General features: G+C 44.5%; 19 protein-coding genes. 2 read left to right on the top strand and 17 right to left on the bottom strand.

The features are described 5' to 3' along the window. Positions 1-418: 418 nt before the first annotated feature. The 6 genes from IEW69_RS11470 to IEW69_RS11445 all read right to left on the bottom strand — a co-directional run bounded on the left by IEW69_RS11470 (position 419) and on the right by IEW69_RS11445 (position 4,443). Complete coding sequence (locus IEW69_RS11470) at positions 419-1,399, bottom strand: zinc-binding alcohol dehydrogenase family protein (RefSeq protein ID WP_229663600.1); 981 nt, start codon at positions 1,397-1,399, stop codon at positions 419-421. A gap of 11 nt (positions 1,400-1,410) precedes the next feature. Next, positions 1,411-1,791: a YybH family protein gene (locus tag IEW69_RS11465; protein WP_188626999.1), complete on the bottom strand. Its 381-nt coding sequence runs from the start codon at positions 1,789-1,791 to the stop codon at positions 1,411-1,413. Between the two features lie 11 nt (positions 1,792-1,802). Continuing rightward, positions 1,803-2,159: a nuclear transport factor 2 family protein gene (locus IEW69_RS11460; RefSeq protein ID WP_188626998.1), complete on the bottom strand. Its 357-nt coding sequence runs from the start codon at positions 2,157-2,159 to the stop codon at positions 1,803-1,805. A 33-nt stretch (positions 2,160-2,192) separates the two neighbouring features. After that, on the bottom strand, positions 2,193-3,077 hold the full coding sequence (locus IEW69_RS11455) for an alpha/beta fold hydrolase (protein WP_188626997.1): 885 nt from the start codon (positions 3,075-3,077) through the stop codon (positions 2,193-2,195). 87 nt (positions 3,078-3,164) lie between these two features. Further along, the gene (locus IEW69_RS11450; protein WP_188626996.1) at positions 3,165-3,752 is read right to left on the bottom strand and encodes a PPC domain-containing DNA-binding protein; all 588 of its coding nucleotides are present in this window, start codon (positions 3,750-3,752) and stop codon (positions 3,165-3,167) included. A gap of 88 nt (positions 3,753-3,840) precedes the next feature. Then, complete coding sequence (locus IEW69_RS11445; protein WP_188626995.1) at positions 3,841-4,443, bottom strand: Crp/Fnr family transcriptional regulator; 603 nt, start codon at positions 4,441-4,443, stop codon at positions 3,841-3,843. A 265-nt stretch (positions 4,444-4,708) separates the two neighbouring features. Between IEW69_RS11445 and IEW69_RS11440 the strand changes: the two genes are divergently transcribed. Then, the gene (locus IEW69_RS11440; protein ID WP_188626994.1) at positions 4,709-5,239 is read left to right on the top strand and encodes a DinB family protein; all 531 of its coding nucleotides are present in this window, start codon (positions 4,709-4,711) and stop codon (positions 5,237-5,239) included. A gap of 320 nt (positions 5,240-5,559) precedes the next feature. Here IEW69_RS11440 and IEW69_RS11435 read toward each other — a convergent pair whose 3' ends face one another. The 11 genes from IEW69_RS11435 to IEW69_RS11385 all read right to left on the bottom strand — a co-directional run bounded on the left by IEW69_RS11435 (position 5,560) and on the right by IEW69_RS11385 (position 18,074). Next, the gene (locus IEW69_RS11435; protein WP_188626993.1) at positions 5,560-5,883 is read right to left on the bottom strand and encodes a hypothetical protein; all 324 of its coding nucleotides are present in this window, start codon (positions 5,881-5,883) and stop codon (positions 5,560-5,562) included. 15 nt (positions 5,884-5,898) lie between these two features. Beyond that, on the bottom strand, positions 5,899-6,738 hold the full coding sequence (locus IEW69_RS11430) for a transporter (protein WP_188626992.1): 840 nt from the start codon (positions 6,736-6,738) through the stop codon (positions 5,899-5,901). 64 nt (positions 6,739-6,802) lie between these two features. Next, positions 6,803-9,094 carry a GH92 family glycosyl hydrolase gene (locus IEW69_RS11425; protein WP_188626991.1) on the bottom strand — a complete coding sequence of 764 codons (2,292 nt, stop codon included), beginning with the start codon at positions 9,092-9,094 and terminating at the stop codon, positions 6,803-6,805. Between the two features lie 94 nt (positions 9,095-9,188). Further along, entirely contained in the window at positions 9,189-10,442 is a 1,254-nt protein-coding gene (locus tag IEW69_RS11420) for a sulfate adenylyltransferase subunit 1 (protein ID WP_188626990.1), read from the bottom strand. Then, positions 10,442-11,332, bottom strand: coding sequence for a sulfate adenylyltransferase subunit CysD (gene cysD, locus IEW69_RS11415; RefSeq protein ID WP_188626989.1), 891 nt, complete (start codon positions 11,330-11,332; stop codon positions 10,442-10,444). The genes IEW69_RS11420 and cysD overlap by 1 nt, the downstream gene beginning before the upstream one ends. A 33-nt stretch (positions 11,333-11,365) precedes the next feature. Continuing rightward, positions 11,366-12,082 carry a phosphoadenylyl-sulfate reductase gene (locus IEW69_RS11410; protein ID WP_188626988.1) on the bottom strand — a complete coding sequence of 239 codons (717 nt, stop codon included), beginning with the start codon at positions 12,080-12,082 and terminating at the stop codon, positions 11,366-11,368. Between the two features lie 20 nt (positions 12,083-12,102). Further along, positions 12,103-13,611, bottom strand: a complete 1,509-nt coding sequence (locus IEW69_RS11405; RefSeq protein WP_188626987.1) for a TSUP family transporter — start codon at positions 13,609-13,611, stop codon at positions 12,103-12,105. Continuing rightward, positions 13,589-14,380 carry a uroporphyrinogen-III C-methyltransferase gene (gene cobA / locus IEW69_RS11400; protein WP_188626986.1) on the bottom strand — a complete coding sequence of 264 codons (792 nt, stop codon included), beginning with the start codon at positions 14,378-14,380 and terminating at the stop codon, positions 13,589-13,591. Before cobA ends, IEW69_RS11405 begins: the two co-directional genes overlap by 23 nt. Next, positions 14,377-16,467 carry a ferredoxin-like domain-containing protein gene (locus IEW69_RS11395; RefSeq protein WP_188626985.1) on the bottom strand — a complete coding sequence of 697 codons (2,091 nt, stop codon included), beginning with the start codon at positions 16,465-16,467 and terminating at the stop codon, positions 14,377-14,379. The genes cobA and IEW69_RS11395 overlap by 4 nt, the downstream gene beginning before the upstream one ends. A gap of 212 nt (positions 16,468-16,679) precedes the next feature. After that, positions 16,680-17,120, bottom strand: a complete 441-nt coding sequence (locus tag IEW69_RS11390) for an RrF2 family transcriptional regulator (protein WP_188626984.1) — start codon at positions 17,118-17,120, stop codon at positions 16,680-16,682. Positions 17,121-17,150: 30 nt separating this feature from the next. Next, positions 17,151-18,074: an alpha/beta hydrolase gene (locus IEW69_RS11385; protein WP_188626983.1), complete on the bottom strand. Its 924-nt coding sequence runs from the start codon at positions 18,072-18,074 to the stop codon at positions 17,151-17,153. 126 nt (positions 18,075-18,200) lie between these two features. Here IEW69_RS11385 and IEW69_RS11380 point away from each other — a divergent pair, with 126 nt between their 5' ends. Next, positions 18,201-19,241: a LacI family DNA-binding transcriptional regulator gene (locus tag IEW69_RS11380; protein WP_188626982.1), complete on the top strand. Its 1,041-nt coding sequence runs from the start codon at positions 18,201-18,203 to the stop codon at positions 19,239-19,241. The last annotated feature ends 44 nt before the right edge of the window (positions 19,242-19,285 follow it).

Genomic DNA, 19,285 nt, shown 5'->3' with positions numbered 1-19,285 from the left:
AATATCTGGGTGCTGTGAAATGAGCGACTTATATTGTTCCTTTGCAGTTTTACTTGCCCTAGAATTTATGAGCTTCTGAATCCTACATAAGCCCTTTGATAAAGTTGGTGAAAGAACTTTTTCAAGGTTGGAATTTTGTCGAGCAATATTTCGAGTTCATGATGATGCAATAGAACTACCTTACAATCCTTGAGGGACTCAATAAACATTTTTCCGGGCGTTGAGTAATGAAACTTGAAAGGTTCGAAATCCAATGGCTCTCAAATGCAAATTGCATCACATGTTCGTTTCCATCATGGTCAACTGTAAATGACCGCAAGGTACCATCTAGAACAAAAAAAATGGTATCGTCTTTTTTCATTTGAGTGGGGCTTTCTTGTTGAGCTAACAAGATGCTCGGAGCTTATATGCATAAATTTTAGTTAGTCAATACAACAATTTTTCCGGCACCAGCATTACTTTCCATTGTAAGGTGCGCTTCTTTTATATCCTTTAGATTAAAGGTGCGATTTAAACTAAGTTCGATCCTTCCCGCCTCCAAATCCAGTATGAATTGCTGAAAATGCTCTTTTTCAACCCTGATCTGACCGCTATCATAAATGGTTAGATTAACTGTTGCAGGAATGTATTCCATGGGCGCAAAATCATTTATTGACCACTGCTCAGACAGCATACCTGTCATACACACTGTTCCAAATGGCGCCGTACAATCAAGAGAATCTTTTAAGGTAGTGGCACCTATTAGTTCCAGCGTTTTTGTGACGCCATTGGGATACAGCCGCTTTACTTTTGATACTAAGCTGCCATCATCTATAAGGACATGATCTGCACCATTGACTGCTAACAGCTCTTTTTTGGAAGGGTTTCTTGTAGTTGCGAGTACGGTTAGGCCGTGTAATTTAGCAAGTTTAATAGCCAGCATGCCAATAGAGGAAGTTCCTCCTCTTATCAGTATGACTTCTCCTTTGTGAATTTTTAGGGCCAGGTGTAAGGAACCATAAACCGTTTGGAACATTTCTGGAATTGCACCAAGCTTATCCCAGCTTAAGTTGCTGATAAAAGGTTGAATAATCGATTTTGGAACTAAACAATACTGGGCGTAACTACCGTCGAAATCTCTACCCATTCCTCCCATGAAAGCTGCAACTTTCTGCCCCTTTTTAAATTCACCACTAGGATCCTCTTCCACTTCCCCCACACACTCTATTCCTAGAACTCGCGGAAAACTGACCTCTGGCGACAAGCCCTTTCTAGTCATCAACTCTGAGCGATTCAGACCAAATGCTTTTACCTTTATAAGCACATGATCCCCTACGGAGACAGGTATCGATCTTTCTTCCAAGACCAAATTTTCAGCTCCGCCTGGTTGGTGTAATACTGCAGCTAACATAGATTCCATTTACCAGAGGTTTAAGCCTGGAAGCTATTGAAAATATAACGATATATTTTCCAGTCACCTTCTGTATTTTTCAGGATAAACAAGTCTCTTGTATTCTTATTAAGCTCTATATTGCTTTTAAGGTCCTTTATTTTTGTTTTAGCCCGTGCTTCTACAAAAGCGTATGATCCTTCAACTGTTACTTCTTTGATAGAAAAATTGATGTTTACATCTGCTTTTAGAAAATAACTTTCACCAGCCTTAGCCTGGGCAATAGATTTGAAACCTTCAGCCAGTAAGGAACCGTCAGAGGTATAGAATGCTGATATTGCAGCAGCATCTTTGTCATTTACTGCTTTTTGGTAAGCTGAAATTAGTTGTTCAACTAACGATTTTTGATTTTGTGCATTCATGTGATTTCTTTTTAATTGTTTGTTAATCTGTAATCGGCGACGGTATGGTACTTTATTTTATCACCATCAAGAAAAAACGTATCGGTACCCACAGGGATTTTAGCCACAGGTGATTCACTTGTCCATACAATGTAGGCCAGGTTGTTTTTAACACTAAGTTGTTTCATCTCAAATGCGAAACCAGTCGGGATAGCCTTAAAAAATGCTTCAAAAAATGCCCGAATTGCTTCAAGTCCTTTGAGTGGTCCTGAAGGCGTAAATACTTCCGAATCTTCAGTGTAGTCTTTCACTATCTCTTCAAGATCGTTGTTTCCAAAGGCGATAAGGTGATGTGTTAACACCTGGTTTGTTATGGTTTCCTGTTCCATTATACTTGTCTGTTTACTTATTAATATGATGTTTTATTTCTCTAAAAAGGGGGGCATGCTTGCCCATACTGCCGAAAAATTGACTAAGAAAGCTGGATGCGGTGCATTTGGAATTATGCTCAATTGGCTATTCGGAATCATCTTATAGGCTGCAAGAACCGTTTCAAGTGGCGCATTTTGGTCCTTTTCTCCAGCAATGATCAAAGATGGGCACTGGATCTTTCCAAAAATCTCTTTGCCGATATTTAAAGAGCTGTAATACTTATTCAGCGTACCTAGCCATTCATCAAAACGCTCCGGCTGTGGGCTTAGGGCTAGTTGTTGCTTGAAATATAAACTATCCAATTGAAATAGTACCTCGCGTCTATTGTTAAATGTTCTAAAACCTTGCTTCCATTCCCCCGCGCCTATTGCAATTAGCTTTTTTACTTTTTCGGGATGCATTGCCGCAAGGAAATAGCCAGTATATGCCCCGTCACTAAAGCCTAGAACAGTTACACTGTCTTTTGTCACCGTGCTGAGAATTGCATTTATGTCAGCTGCTTTACGTTCATAAGATGGCTCTTCAGATCCCATTTCTGATTTACCATGACCTCTGGTTGAAACCGCAATGACTTGATACATTTTGGACAAGCTATCAATAAATTGACCCATTTCCTGGGTTGATCCAACGATTCCCCCATGCAGTACCACTACAGGCTTCCCTTTCCCGTAAATTTCATAGTATATTTTAGCCTTACCTGTATTTAGATAGCGGCCAGCTTTGGCGTTATTGCCGTAAGGAATTGCATCTTTTGGCGTCGGGCCAGCTTGCATAAAGTATCTTGGATGCTTTAGATCCTGAGCATAAAGACTTATAGAGAAGAAGCTCAGAAGTATGAAAATGATTGGTTTAATTTTTAGATGTTGTATATTCATTATGTGTATGTAGTATTCGTTTTTAAAAATGTTTTAGTGTTAAGTTAGCCGATTAAAGGACCTAACATCGGTGGGTTTTAACCTATTTTATTTTAAGGTTGGATCAACTACCAGAGCATTAAATTCAGGGCTGACTTTTTTGTAAATCGCCGTGGGTTCAACCGTAATTATTACTTCAAAGGTGGGACCTACTATTAATTCAAATAAGTGGCCTCCATAAACACTTCCATCCTCAATGGCGGTGCTAAAATGTGTATGTGCCAGAGGCTTATTATTATACAGTGAAATGTCTCCAGTCATGGAAGTAACTTCCGAGGGTTGATCAAGAGGAACAGACTTGAACATTTTACGCCCTGCATCAAACCATCCAAGTTTGGCGGACATAGCATCTCCAAAGCCGGTGTAGTGGGCATATTTAACATGATATTGCTCAGCAAAGGCAGCAATACCTGACATTAACTCATCACCAGGGGAAAGTACAAGTAGATAGTTTTGGGTTTGTCCATTTGAGCTCAGCAACCTGACTTTTGCACCAGGCGCTTTTCCTGGCTTGGGCGGATTTGTAGGTGTGATATATTCCTGTGCATGCGTAACAATTGCCAGGCTCGTAAGCATACCAGCAATAGCGACACTCCTTAATAAAACTGAAATGTTATTTTTAATCAATCCTTTCATTGTGCTTAATTTACAATGCAAAGGTCGGCAAGTGGAAGCGACTACACCTATTAACTACTTTAAGAAACGCTCTTAAACTACTTTAAGGTTATGGTCTATGAACCAAGACTTTTCTGATTTTGCTTAAGAATTCAGGTGTGATTCCCAGGTACGAGGCTATTTGGGTATTGGGTAATCTATTTGCCAGCTCAGGGAACTGATCTAAAAAGTTTAGATATCGCTGCTCCGCAGTGACACTGATGTTCTGTAGAACCCTATTTTGAAGTTCTATATATTTTGTTTCTACAATGACTCTGAAGTGACGGTCAAACCGATGGTATCCAATATATAAATCCAACAGGTCATCATGTTTTATTTGAAGAATAACAGCCGGTTCAATAGCCTCAATGTGCACCCCACTTGGCTTTTCTGAATAAAAACTCGCCAGGTCCGAAATCCATTCACCCTCGGCTGCAAACTGCATGTTATGTTCCTTACCCGCCTGGTCTATTGCGTACATTTTAAAGCAGCCGGATACGATAAAAGTAAAATGCTTGCAAACATCACCTTGCTGCAAAATAAACCCACGCCGCTTGATATGCCGTTCCGAAAAGCGAGATATCAGTGCCTCTCGCTCTTGTGAGCTGAGTGGAAAGATCTTTTTGAACGAGTCAATAAGTACATCTTGCGAAAGCTGGTCTGGACTTAACATGAGTTTAATTTATGCTGCCAAATTAACATTTATCTATGGAATAAGTACCATTTCAAGTATTGCCACCTTAACTAGCGGTCTTAATGTATGAACTCTTTTAAGGTAATGTTAGACCAGTGGACTGATGCTCAGCCAAACAACTCTTTTCATTCCATTATGATGAAATCACTTGTTAATGCTTGAACTAGTTTAAGGGAGTTTCTTAATTTAGTTCAAGCCTCATTCAGCCCTGATGGGTTATTTTTGGTTCAAAAAACAAGATATTATGAAAATACTTAAACAAACGATTTCTCTAATGCTCTTTATGCTGATGATCGGGTCAGCTAAAGCACAAACAAGCACGGAAGATATTACCAAAGATTGGGAGCGGGCAAAAGCCTATACCAAGGAATATTTGGATGCAATGCCGGAAAAATCATTTTCATTAAAGCCAACGCCAGAAATGCGTTCTTTCGCAGACCAGATGTTCCATCTAGCCGATGCCAATTACGGTTTTGTGAGTGCTGTAGGTCAAGAAAAAAGTCCGGCAGCTGTGAGCGGGCTTGAAAAAGGATCAGACAAATCGAAAGCCACGGTTACAAAGGAGACGCTTGCGAGCTATGATTTTGTTATTGCTACCATTAAAAAGCTAAACTCCACCCAGCTAAATGAGCAGACAAAGTTGTTCGGTAAATTCGACCTGTCAAAAGGGAAAGTCCTGGAAAAGGCATTTGAACATCAAACCCATCATAGAGGTCAAGCAACTGTTTACTTGAGACTTGCTGGTGTCACCCCACCTGCTGAAAAGCTTTTCTAAGACTTAAAGCTTCACAAGTACTTTTAAGGGCGGCCAACAAATTGGCTGCCCTTTCTTTTTCTATTCATATCGGTGCTGGCTTCTATGGGCTCGATTGAATCAGAAATAGGTAAGTTAAAGAAATCTCAAAAGCGCCAGCATCAATATCATTATTCCCTCCTTATCTGATCTTCGCACCTGCGCCTGGAAAACGAAGATTTACCGTTCAGCCATTCAATTGAAGAAAGTTCACGTTATCATAAACTCATTCCACAAATCAACGGGTTTTTCGGGGTTTTTGATGATGAGTTTTTGATAACCAAACTACAACCCTTCCCTACTTAAAAATACTTCAACCACGCGTATGGTGTACGCTGTTTCAGATATTCAAAGTTCCGCTCGTTTGCGTAAGCTTCTTTCTCAAAACATATTTCAAAATAAGCCCTGCGGTGATTCCGAAACTTTATCAGATTGATTAGATAATGAAGGAAGTACAAGAGATAGAAGAAGATGACCAAAAGTTCCAGCTGTTGTCTGAAATGCACCATCTCATGGTTAATAATCACATGACTTTCTTTAAGGGCCCGCTTTTTGAAGATCATCAGGGGGTAAATTGCCATCGCGTCTGCAGGGAGTCGGGAGAAAGTCACAGTCCAGTACTTCATGTCGGGTAAATAGAGTTAGAGACGATATGCGAGTCCGAAAAAGAAGTTTCGCTGCGCATCATGCTGTATGCCGTAATTGATGCCCGCATCAAACTTGCAGTTCGAATTAACTGAATATTGCAAGGCAGCATTCACATAGTTGGTCCATTGATGCTTTTTGAATTCGTAGGTCTGGTAGGTTTCGGCTATACCATCAAGGTCTTTAATCACGGCATGACTAAGACTAATGGCCTGTAGAATTTCAGTGTGTAAGGCATTCTTATCCTTATCTTTCAAACGGTCCAGTTCAATTTGCACACCCAGGGTCCAGGCTGCAGGAAGCTTAAGTTCCATAGGAAGCAGTATGCCTGCTTCAACTTTACGATTTTCTGAATGCTGTGCTGTTGGGAGTGTCATGTATGGCAGCAAAGCAATGGAAAAATTACCCTGATCGTTTCCCGCCAGGTTCTGTTTCAACCGGAAGGTCAGATCTCCGATACCTTCGGTTCTTGTACGCTGTCCCGTGCTCCGCTCAGTCTGATGTTCAATCTGATAAGCATCCAAGATCAGCTGCAGGGCCGTTGAATTGGTAAGACCTATATGGAAGTCCAATGCATTGATCGTGTATGATTTTGTTTTTACACCTTCTTCCCGTTGGATCCCATAACTTAATATAGCCGTTTCATATTGGAAATGGCCTGCGTCTACCGTGATGGGTGTCTCTGTTATACCCGGCCGGTCCGTAGCCATTTCACGCATTTGCTTTTTCGGAACGGGATTGAACAAAGAATACTTAGCTGTTTTTGCCTCCTGTGCATAACCGCCAAACGTAATTAGGGTTAAAAACAGACAAAGTAGGATCTTGAAATGCTTCATGATTTCAATAACCCTACTTTGCTTAACTTGTTTTACCCCGCGCATTGATGCGCAACTAGGATTGCTATTTCGTTGTTGGTTTAGCAGACATGAAGAACTCAATCTGACCGCCATTCATGATTTCATCATGGTTTATTGTTTTCCGATCCAGTACCTTCCCGTTTAACAGGACCTTCGAAACATAAACATTTTTGTTGCTCTGATTTTTAGTCTTTACCGTGAATGTCTTGCCATTTTCCAGATTGATGGTTGCATTTACCACTGCCGGACTTCCAAGTTCGTAGGTCAAAGCTCCAGGCGCCATCGGATAAAAGCCTAATGAGCTGAAGATAAACCATGCACTCATTTGTCCACAGTCGTCATTACCGCCCAGGCCATCAGCAGTCGGTCGGTACATCTTCTTTAAGATCATCCGCACCCGATCTTGTGTTTTCCATGGCGTTGAAGTGTAGTTGTAAAGATAAGCTGCGTGGTGCGCAGGCTCATTACCATGTACGTAATTACCAATGATCCCTTCTCTGGTGATGTCCTCTGTATCTGCGAAAAATTCATCCGGCAGGTGCATGGTGAATAAGGAATCCAGATGTTTGCTGAAGCGCGCTTTACCGCCACGCAACTTGATTAATTCTTCCGGATTATGTGGCACATACAAGCTATAGTTCCATGCATTACCTTCAATGAAACCTTGTCCATGGGTACTTAGTACATCAAATTCTTTTTTGAAAGAACCATCCTTAAGTCTGGGGCGCATGAAATCCGACTTTGCATCATAAACATTTCGCCAGTTGTCTGCGCGTTTGATGAATTCATCATACACTGCCGTATTATTCAGCTTTTTAGCCAGCTGTGCGATACACCAATCGTCATAAGCATACTCTAATGTGTTTGATACGGAAGTACCATTCGATTCTGCTGGTACATAACCAAGATCCATATACGCGCCGATGCCTTCATAGTCGCGCTTCTTAGCCGTTGCCACACAGGCTGCCAGAGCAGCATTCGGATCACCTTTATAAACCCCTTTGATGATCGCATCTGCGACCACGGAAACACTGTGGTAGCCACTCATGCACCAGTTCTCATTTGCATAGTGCGACCAGATCGGCAGCATCTTCCAGGCGCTCTGCTCATAATGGGCCATCATAGACGACACCATATCAGCACTGCGTTTTTGCTGTACAATGTTGAAGAATGGATGTAAAGCACGGAAAGTGTCCCATAAAGAGAATGTGGTGTAGTTGTCGAAATTCTCGGCTTTATGGTTGTTCTGATCCAATCCACGATATTCCTTGTTCACGTCGTTATATACCGTAGGATTTATGAACGTATGGTACATCGCCGTATAGAAGTTCACCTTATCATCCTCATTCAAGGTGTTCACAGCAATCTTGTTTAATTCTTTATTCCAGCTTTGCTGTCCTTCCCGCTTAACTTTTTCAAAGTCCCAGCCCGGGATCTCTGTTCTCATGTTCAGTAAAGCATTTTCCTGGCTCACTGGCGAGATCGCAAATTTGACTTTCACTTTTTCGCCTTCCGTCGTATTGAAGTCGAAATAAGTGCGCATACGTTTTCCAGCCATCTCCGGGAAGTTCTTTGTCTGGTTCCACTTACCCCAGAAGCCACGGTAAACTTGTTTATCATCGTAGTTCCGCTGGCCATAGTTCTTAATGGGCTTGGAGAAGGTCATGGCAAAATAAACCGTCCTGGTTCTGGCCCAGCCTGATGTTTGTCTGTAACCGGTAACCAGTGTATCATTAACGACACGAACGTAAGTCCATACATTCTTATCATCGTAGTTGTATATCCCACTCATCAGATCCAGTATGATGTGCGACTCCTCTGATTTTGGAAAGGTGTACTGGTGAAAACCTACCCTCGGGCTGGTCGTCATTTCTGCAGTAATGTTGTGGTCGTCTAATTTTACTTTATAGTAGTTGGCTTCGGAAACTTCATTGTCATGTGAAAATGCAGATCTGTAACCATTTTCAGGATGATCAGCTGTTCCCGGATTCAACTGCAGCTTCCCCGTTGTGGGCATGATCAGGAAATCGCCAAGGTCAGAGTGCCCGGTTCCGCTGAAATGCGTATGGGAGAAACCGACAATGGTTTTATCTGCATGTTGGTAACCCGCACAATAGCGGTACATGTCCGGATTGTACTTGCCGTTCATCTCGTAGGACAGTGTATCCGTATCGGGACTTAACTGAACAGCACCGAAAGGAACAGTAGCGCCAGGAAAGGTATGTCCCATCTTTGCGGTTCCGATGATTGGTTTTACATATTGATACGGTTGTTTTTGTGCCTCTGCAGTAGCGGAACTCAGGATTACTGCCAGTGCAACGAATAGTTTTTTCATGCTTCGTCTAAATGCTTGGATATGTGATGCTGTAAAAATAATTTTATCAGCATCAATATCCGCCCTAAAGCCATAGAAATGTTGTGACAAACTGTTATAAATCGACTGCTTGTCTAAAAAGTAGTGCCGCAACAGTAAGATTGGTCCTTGGATCAATTAAAATGGCACCACCATTTGAAGGATTTTGTTCATAATGATCAAAAGTGACTGGATCTGAAGTTTTAATTACAACACGACCAATATCATTCAGCTTGAAATCCGTTGCCGCATGTTCTTCGAGATTGCTGATGTTTACTTTATAACAGATCTCCTGAACCTTACACTTGGTTTGCTTACTATGATGCTGCAATAGATACATAACAGACGTATCCAAGGGACGCGCATCCATCCAGCAAAAATCAGCTACAATGTTTTTAGAGCGCAGTGGCTGGTTGCTTGTTGCCACAAGCATATCTCCCCTGCTTACATCAACATCATCTTTTAAGTGAAGCGTTACGGACATGCCTTTTTCTGCTTTCTCCAAGGTCTGTTCGGCAAACTCAATTCTGCTGATGCTGGTATGGAAACCAGAAGGCTGAACGACAACATCGTCATTTACCTTGAGGGTTCCACTAACCATTCTACCTGCATAGCCACGGTAATCATGGAGTGCATCTGTTTGCGGCCGAATGACCCATTGTACAGGCATTCGTCCATGTTCAAATGGATGCTCGGGTACTAGTGCTACTGTCTCCAAATAATGCAATAAACTTTGTCCCTCGTACCAGGGCATCGCTTGAGATTCATTCACAATGTTATCACCTTTGAGTGCACTAACTGGGATGAAGGTGACTTCTTTCAGGTTCAGCTTCTCCGCAATCTGGAGATAGGCCACCTTTATGTCGTTGAAAACAGTTTCGCTGTAATCCACCATATCCATTTTGTTGATGCAAACGACAACGTGTGGCAGTGCCAACAGTGACACCAAAAAGGAATGCCGGATCGTTTGTTCTGAAACACCGTTTCGGGCATCGATCAGGATGATTGCAAGTTCTGAATTTGAAGCGCCGGTAACCATGTTGCGCGTGTACTGTATATGTCCTGGCGCATCGGCAATGATGAACTTTCTCTTTTCTGTCTGGAAGTATTTATAGGCCACATCTATCGTAATGCCCTGCTCACGTTCGGCCTTTAATCCATCAGTAAGGATTGCAAGGTCTATCGTGCCGTCATCATTTTTCCTATTGGAGGAATGCAGTGCTTCGAGCTGGTCGGCCAGAATTGATCCGCTATCGTATAGCAACCGGCCAATTAAGGTGCTTTTACCATCATCTACACTACCTGCCGTTATAAATCTTAAAATATCCATTAAAAGTATCCTCCTTTTTTCCTGTCTTCCATGGCTGCCTCGGAAACTTTATCGTCCATCCGGGCGCCCCTTTCACTAATTTTCGAGCTACTGATCTCGTCGATAATATCATCGATCAGGTAAGCTTCTGATGCCACAGCGGCTGTGCAGGTCATATCACCAACCGTACGGAATCGTACCGATCTGTTGCTGATGATATCCTCTTTATCCATGTTTAAAAACGCTGAGGCCGCCATAAGCTGACCGTTTCGGGTGATTACGTCTCGTTTATGCGAGAAGTAAATACTTGGAAGGGGAATTTGCTCACGTTTGATGTAGTTCCAGACGTCAAGTTCTGTCCAGTTACTGATGGGAAACACGCGTACATTTTCTCCTTTATGGATCTTGCCATTGTACAGGCTCCATAATTCCGGGCGCTGCAGCTTCGGATCCCACTGCCCAAATTCATCGCGCACTGAAAAGATGCGTTCCTTAGCACGTGCTTTTTCTTCATCCCGGCGAGCGCCGCCAATACAGGCATCAAACTGGTATTTTTCAATGACATCCAGCAGTGTCGTTGTCTGTAAGGCATTTCTACTGGCATTTTTCCCTTTCTGCTCAACAACCTTTCCCTGGTTGATGGAATCCTGGACATAACCGACAATCAGCTTTTCGTTTATTCTTTCAACCATCTCATCCCGGTAAGAAATGGTTTCAGGGAAGTTATGACCGGTATCAATATGTACCAGGGGAAATGGGAATTTCCCAGGCCTAAAGGCCTTTTGAGCCAGGTGGACCAGCGTAATGGAATCCTTTCCACCCGAAAACAGTAAGGCCGGCTTTTCAAACTGCCCGGCCACTTCGCGTAGTATGTATATCGCTTCAGCTTCTAAATGATCTAAGTAATCCATTGTTATTCTTTATTTCTTTACGACGATTCAGTTTTATTTCTCTACGACTTCATTGTGCGTATGTAATCCGCACTCTTTTTTCGAGGCATCTTCCCACCACCACCTTCCGGCGCGGAAATCTTCGCCTGGCTGTACTGCTCGCGTGCATGGCGCACAGCCGATGCTGGGAAAGCCGCGGTCGTGCAATGGATTATACGGGATGTTGTTTTCTTTGATGTATGCTTTCACCTCCTCCAGCGACCAGCTGAAGATGGGATGATACTTGATCAGGTTGTTCTGTTCATCCCATTCTATGGCCTGCATGTCATGGCGGTTCAGGGATTGTTCGGCCCGGATGCCAGTGATCCACACATCGTTGCCAGATAGCGCTCTTTTCAGCGGCTCCAGTTTCCTGATGCCACAGCATTGCTTGCGGTTCTCTACAGAGTCGTAGAAACTGTTCGGCCCTTTTGTGCTCACCATCTCTTCCAGCAATTCCTGGTTCGGATAGTAGGCTAAAATAGGCTTCCGATAAATTTCCAGCGTGCGGTTCCACACATAGTAAGTTTCTGGGAACAGCCGACCGGTTTCCAGTGTAAAAACCTGGATTGGAATGTTGTGTTTGAAAATCATGTGACTGATCACCTGATCTTCCCAGCCAAAGCTGGTTGAAAAAATGACCCTACCAGGGTAGGCTGCAGCAATTGCCTGCAAGGTCTCCACTGGTGTGGCATCTATAATCTTATCTTTTAATGTGGTTGAAAAATCCATATTCTAAATTTAATGCTGCTTTACGCCAGCTTATCTATAAAAACGTAAAGACTCCTTAGGCTAACCAGCGTCACAATAATGCCTACACAAACCATGATGGTCTTTGCTGAAATTTTGTTGGACACCCGAACGGCGATCGGAGATGCAATAGCACTACCTATGATTAAGCCCGTGATCGCCTCCCAGTGCAGGCCATTGACCATTGTAATAAATGTTATGGAACTTAGAAAGGCAATGAAGAACCTGGAAAGTTTTACTGTTCCCAGGGAAGTTCTGGAGTTCCGTCCACCAGCAATCAGCGAAGACAGCACGATGGAACCCCAACCGCCGCCACCCACAGCATCCATAAATCCACCACCTAAGCCCAGCGGAATAATCTTTTTAATCTTGTCTCCAATTTTTTTCTTTTTAACGGCAAAAGCCTTGGAAAGAATAACAAGTCCGAGGACCAGCGTATAGGTCGAAACCACGGGCTTAATGTACATGTTGTAATGTTCGAAGCTGCTGAGCAGGTAAGCGCCGGTAACCGCACCAATACTGCCCGACACCACGAGCAGCTTAAAGAGCTTCTTATTTACGTTTCCCAGTTTGAAGTGCATCCATCCGGCGATGGCATTGCTCATGATTTCCGAAAGATGGACTGCCGTACTGGCTGACGCGGGTGGAATGCCCATTGACAACGAAAAAGTGGTGGAGGTAACCCCGTAGGACATGCCGATGGCACCGTCGATCATGGAAAATATGAATCCTGCAACCAGGAAATAATAGAAATAGGGATGTACTTCCTGCACGGTTTGCTGGAAGCCAGGTTCATAATGCCAGAGTAGCACCCCGATAATGGTGGCACTCAGGAATATGGTCGTCCATGCTAGCAGTTTGTAGTTGGTGTTAAAGTGCTTTGCTGGTTTATTACCGGTTAGCATCACTTCGGTAATTTCATTCAGCTTTTTTACCTTATCAGCGAAGCTGCCGTTAAGGTTGTTTCGTACCTGATGCATCTGCTGTATCGCAGTATCTACATTGTCAGGTAAGGTTTGCTCCAAATCTTCCTTGATACGTTTGGCCATTGTCGGCGATTTCCCATTGGTGGAAATGGCAACCTTTAAGTCGCCTTTCTTGACCGTTGAACCGAGGTAGAAATCACATAAAGCAGGTTTGTCCGCAAAGTTCACCAGCAGCTTTCGCTTCCTCGCTTCCTGCCTGATAATTAGGTTTAAGGGGTTATTATTCGTTGCAACTACAACAAGATCGGCACCGTCCAGGTCTGAAGCCTGAAAGGATCGCTCCAGAACTTCAATGTTGTCTTTGTCAAGCACAAAGGCTGCCACGGCCGGTGCAACATTCTCGGCCACAATGGTGATCTGGCAAGACGGACTGTTGGTGACCAGCGTACCCAGCTTTTCCAAGCCCACATTACCTGCACCAACGAGCAGTACCCGAAGCGTGTTCAACTTCAGGAAGACGGGAAATAGCTGATTGTCACCGACCTCAGTTAATGGTATTGTTTTATTCTCTTTCAGCAAGTTCATAGAATGCTCTTATCGGCTGGAAATCTGAATGCAGGCCAACAACCTCACCGAAGATGATCAGTGCAGGGGAATCTATTTTCTTATCGGCAGCAGCCTCCACAATGGTCGATACTGTACCTACAACCATTTTCTCATTTTCCATTGATCCATTCTGGATCACCGCTACAGGTAGGCGGCTTTTCCCTGCAGCGTCAAAGATGGCCGCAATTTCCGCCAGCTTTTTAATGCCCATTAGTACCACCACGGTCGCTTTACTCTTAGCTGCTTGGTAGAGATCCTGTGAAATCTTCCCGTCAGCCGTCGTTCCGGTAACCACCCAAAAACTTTCACTTAAGCCACGGTGCGTAACGGGAATGCCCTGCAAAGCCGGCACGGATATGGAACTGGATATGCCTGGAATCACCTCCGCTTTAATGCTGTAGGTATCTGCAAACTCTACTTCTTCATAGCCCCTGCCAAATACAAAAGAATCACCCCCCTTTAAGCGAACAACATGACCATAGTTCAGCGCATAATCGATCATGAGTTTATTAACCGCGCTTTGTGAATAGGAATGGTCTCCGGAACGCTTTCCGACATACACCCGATGTGCTTGTTCCGGCGCGTGGTTTAGTAGTGCCTGGTTTACCAACGCATCGTAGAGCACCACATCGGCAGACTGAAGTGCTTTAATCGCCTTCAGTGTAATCAAATCCGGATCACCTGGGCCAGCACCAACAAGGGTTATTTTAGGTTCTTTTACGGTTGTTTGTGTTTTGGTCTGTATCATAGTTTTACCAATGCCTCTCTTTTAACTTTTACTTTGTTCAGGAATTCACGTGCCTCCGCTAAATAGCTCGCGGCAAATTCTGCTGATGGTTCATTTTTATTGATTTGTAGAACGATATCGTTGAAAGTACCGTCCATCTGGATTTCATGCGCTGTAACATAGTGCAGATCAAATTCTTTGATGATGCCCGTTTGTGTACTGCTGTTTATGCCTTTATCGAGCAGCAGTGCTTTGGCACCGCTGATGAATACGCTGTAAGCATGGTAAATGGCATCGGCATATGCCTTGCCTTCAAAGGCGCGGGCTGCCCAGCCTTGTTTTTCATCGGCTTCGTAGAGCAGCGTTGCAACAAGGTCGATGACCACCCCTGCACATTCCCCCACACCAATAGCCGTTTGAAAGGTCTCCTGATGCCCCCAATCCACGAACTCATCATCGGTCAGGTTGTTCAAATCCGCAAGCGGCTTTAACAATTGATAGTAGTGATCCTTGCCAACGCGATCGTAATAGGCGTTAAAGGTCTCTCCAGGCTGCTGATTTGCACTGTAATCGTTCAGAACCCTGCGCAGCACATCCTTGACGCGTTTGGATGGCACTTTGATTACCTTATCCGCCGCGCGACCTACCCCGTCACCGAAAGTTCCACCCCCAATAAGTACTTGTGCTGCAGGAATGACCTTTGCACCGGCCTTTAACGAGCTGCCATGGAAGCCAATCTGTGCCAGACCATGCTGGCCACAGCTGTTCATGCAGCCGCTGATTTTTATTTTGATATCCTGGTTCAGGATTAAATCTTCGTATTCATCATAGATCAGGTTCTCCAGCTCCCTGGCCATCTCTGTACTGTTCGAAATCCCCAGGTTGCAGGTATCGGTTCCCGGACAAGTGGTAACGTCAGCAACGCTGTTAAAGCCTGGAATGGCATACCCCAGGTTGTCTAGTGCGACAAACAGCGCCGGCAGTGCTGCTTCGCGCACATACTGCAGGAGTAAGCCCTGGTTGATCGTGATTTTAATTTCATCCGCAACGTAAGGCCGGATGGCCGCTACCAGCTGCCTTGCTTTTGAGGTCGGGATGTCGCCCGTCAATACTTTGATATATACGCCATAAAAACCATCCTGCTTTTGTGCAAAAACATTGCTTTCGCGCCAGGTGTCGTAGTGTGTTTGGTTGATGATTTCTACCTGCGGGAATGTTCTTGCTTCCGGTATGATTGCCGGCCTCAAGGCATTGCGATTCACATCCAGGCTTTTCACTTTATTGGCTATCCGCTCTTCAGCAATCAGCTGCAGCAATGATTCCAGACCAATCTTCTGCACCAGGAACTTCATGCGGGCTTTGTTCCGGTTATTGCGTTCCCCGTGACGATCAAAGACCCTTAATGTAGATTCAATGAATGGAATCAGTTGATCTTCCGGCAGGAACTCATTTACCGGATGTGCAATGGAAGGAATCGCACCCAGCCCTCCGCCCAGCATCACTTTAAAACCTCGCGCCTCCCCCTTTAATTTTGGTATAAAGCCGAGATCGTGGATGTACGTGAATGCGGTATCATCATCTGTAGCGGAAAAAGCAATCTTGAATTTGCGCCCCATATCCTGACAAATTGGATTCCTTAGAAAGTAAGCGAAGGTAGCATGTGCGTATGGGGAGACATCAAAAGGTTCTTTTGGGTCGATGCCCGCTGTTGGAGAAGCGGTAACATTACGTACGGTATTTCCGCAGGCTTCCCTCAAAGTGATATCATCCTGCTCCAGCTCAGCCCATAGCTCAGGTGTCTTGTCGAGACTTACATAGTGGATCTGAATATCCTGACGTGTGGTCAGGTGCAGGTTGCTGCTGGCGTACTTATCAGAAATATCGGCAATTTTCAAAAGCTGTTTGAAAGTTACCTTCCCAAAAGGAAGCTTAATGCGAACCATCTGTACGCCCGGCTGGCGCTGGCCGTAAACCCCACGAGCAAGTCGTAAACTTCGAAATTTCTCATCATGAAGCTTGCCTTCGCGAAAGGCGCGGATCTTTAATTCCAGATCTATTATATCCTGCTCTACTACTGGATTCTCCAGTTCCGTTCTGAAACTCTGCATTCGTGTCTAGTGTTGGTTGGTTGATTAAAGTGGTTCGGTTATTTCAAATATATGACAAAGCATATGGATTTAGTAGTCTTTATTTGAATAAAACTCAAAACACCTGTAGAAACCAGCGACAAAACGCTGTTAGTCAGGACATAACACAATGAATCCCGATGTGTTTTCACCAGGACCCTTGCTATTAAATCAGAAAGAATTTGAAAATTGTATTATAAAATGCCTTGAAGCAGGGTGTTTTCGCGGGCGATAACATCAGCGATGCTGGTCTCCGTCAATATCTTTAATGAGGCATTTCTAACATCGGTAAAAACATCGCGGATACCGCAGGTTTTCTCATCGATACACTCCTCACAGCGTTGATAAAAGTTCAAGCTTACACATGGTAGCAGGGCAATTGGTCCTCCGGTAATTCTTAGCACCTGTACTAGAAAGATTTCCTTGGGATCTTTATTCAGACTGTAGCCACCACCAGCGCCTTTTTTGCTGACCAGTAGCCCTGCGTTTCTGAGTTCCAGCAGAATCTGCTCAAGGAACTTCTTAGGAATTTTGTCTTCCTGCGCGATACGTAAAATTTGCATGGGGTCCTTTCCATAATTCTTACCCAGGATCACCAGCGCTTTAATGGCATATTGCGTTTTTTTGGATAGCATGCAGCAAAGTAAAACAAATTATTTGTAAACCTAAACACTTCGCCAGTCGCCAAGCCAGCCCGTCAGCACCGTCGTCCAGTCCCGTAGCTCCGGATTGTCCAGCGCCATACCGACGCCGTGTTTGCCTCGTGGGTACACATGTAGCGCGACAGGAACCTTGTGTTTTACACAGGCTTCTGCAAACAGGAAGGCATTCTGGACAGGCACGGCACCATCGTCTGCGGTATGGAAAATGAAAGCAGGCGGGGTCTGCCGACTTACGTGCAATTCATTTGAAAATTGTTTCAGCTGCGCCGCAGTAGGGTTGTCTCCGAGCAGGTTTTTCACAGATCCAGCATGGGTGTACTCGCCAAATGTGATTACAGGGTATCCCAATATCACGCGGTCTGGTCTGGCGGAAACGGTTGCGGCCAAATCATCTTCAGGGTCCTTGTAGAGCTCCGGTTGGGTGGCAATTGTGGAGGCGAGGTGACCGCCAGCGCTAAACCCCATCAAGCCGATCCGCTGTGGATCCACACCGAACGCAGCCGCTTTAGATCGCAGGATGCGCATGGCGCGAACACCATCTGCATATGGTGCAGGAAATTTGTTGGGTGCAACACGGTAGGTCAACACAGCAGCAACCATCCCCATGGAGGCGAAAAACCGGGCAAGCTGTACCCCTTCATGATCAGACGCCAGCATACCATAACCACCGCCGGGGCATACCAGCATCGCAGCACGCTTCGTAGCTGTGCCCTTGGGTTTGTAGATCACTATATTCGGGCGTTTACCTGCTTCAAGACCATTATTCCTGGACTGATCAGACCACAAGTTGATCCGTGTTTCTTCAACCTCGTAGATACTTTCCTTTTCCGTTGGCGTTTGCGCCAAGGCAGTTAAACTAGTGGTTGTTAAAACACCTAGACTCAGGGAGGAAGTTTTCAGGAACATTCGGCGACTATTTTCTTTCATGGAGATGCATAAATTAAGCAATTTGCAATGACCGATGGGCAGCCAGCGCTGCTGTAACGATCTAAGGCAAGTAAATTAAGAATAAAAATCATACATTTAGAGAAGCTAATTGCAGTAAAAACCACGATGTCTGAATATAGATTACCCACCATTAAGGAAATTGCCAAAAGACTTAATGTTTCTGTATCAACGGTGTCCCGCGCCTTACGAGACCATCCCAGCATTGGGTTGGTAACAACGATGCGGGTGCAAAATGTAGCGAAAGAACTGGGTTATGAGGTAAACCGTTCTGCCATTCACTTCAAGGAGCGTAAGACATACTCCATCGGGGTCATCATCCCCAACCTTTCAGAACCCTTCTTCTCTTCCGCTTTAACTGGTATAGAAGATGCCGTTGAAGCAAACAACTATAACGTGATCATCGGACAATCGCTGGAAAGCTTTGAACGCGAAAAGCGCATCGTAGAGAACATGAAGGACCATCGTGTTGATGGCATTCTGGTGTCGCTGACCAAGGAAACCTCCTCTTATGAGCACTTCGATGGCTTAAAGAAATACAACATTCCGGTCGTATTCTTCGACCGCATACCCAGCAAGAAGAACATCAACTACGTGGCGTGTAATCTCGTATCTGGCATGCTTCAGGCGGTTACAAAGTTGGTCAGTTTAGGTCATAAGCGCATCGGACTTATCAATGGGCCTGCAAAATTGGCTGCCACGCTGCAGCGCCTGGAGATTTATTATAAGTGCCTGAAGGCACATGAGCTGCAGCTCGACCATGAAGTGATTGTCTCAACGAGCCTTTCCAAAGCCGATAACCGCAGGGCAATGACGCAACTGCTCGACATTGCAGAACCCCCTACTGCAGTGATCGTGTTTAATGATTACGTACTGCTGGACTGCATTGCAACTGTTAAAGCTCGCGGACTGGTTATTAACCAGGATGTGAGTTTCATCAGCTTTGCCAACTTACCCATCTGGGAGTACATGGACAGCGTCCCGCTGGCTTCTATAGAACAGTTTGCTTACCAGCAATCTTCCATGGCTACGGACTTCCTCTTTCAGCTGATTAAACATGCTGGAAATCCAGCAGGTACCGAACCACCACTTCTACAGCACATCATCGATTCTGAGATGATCGAATACACGCGCACATCCGGCCAATAATTCTAACATGACATTTAGATGATTTAGCGCAACCGTTTGCGTTA

This window comes from Pedobacter quisquiliarum (genome assembly GCF_014642175.1).
In the GTDB taxonomy this organism is placed as follows: domain Bacteria; phylum Bacteroidota; class Bacteroidia; order Sphingobacteriales; family Sphingobacteriaceae; genus Pedobacter; species Pedobacter quisquiliarum.
This window is presented reverse-complemented; position numbering and strand designations above follow the sequence as displayed.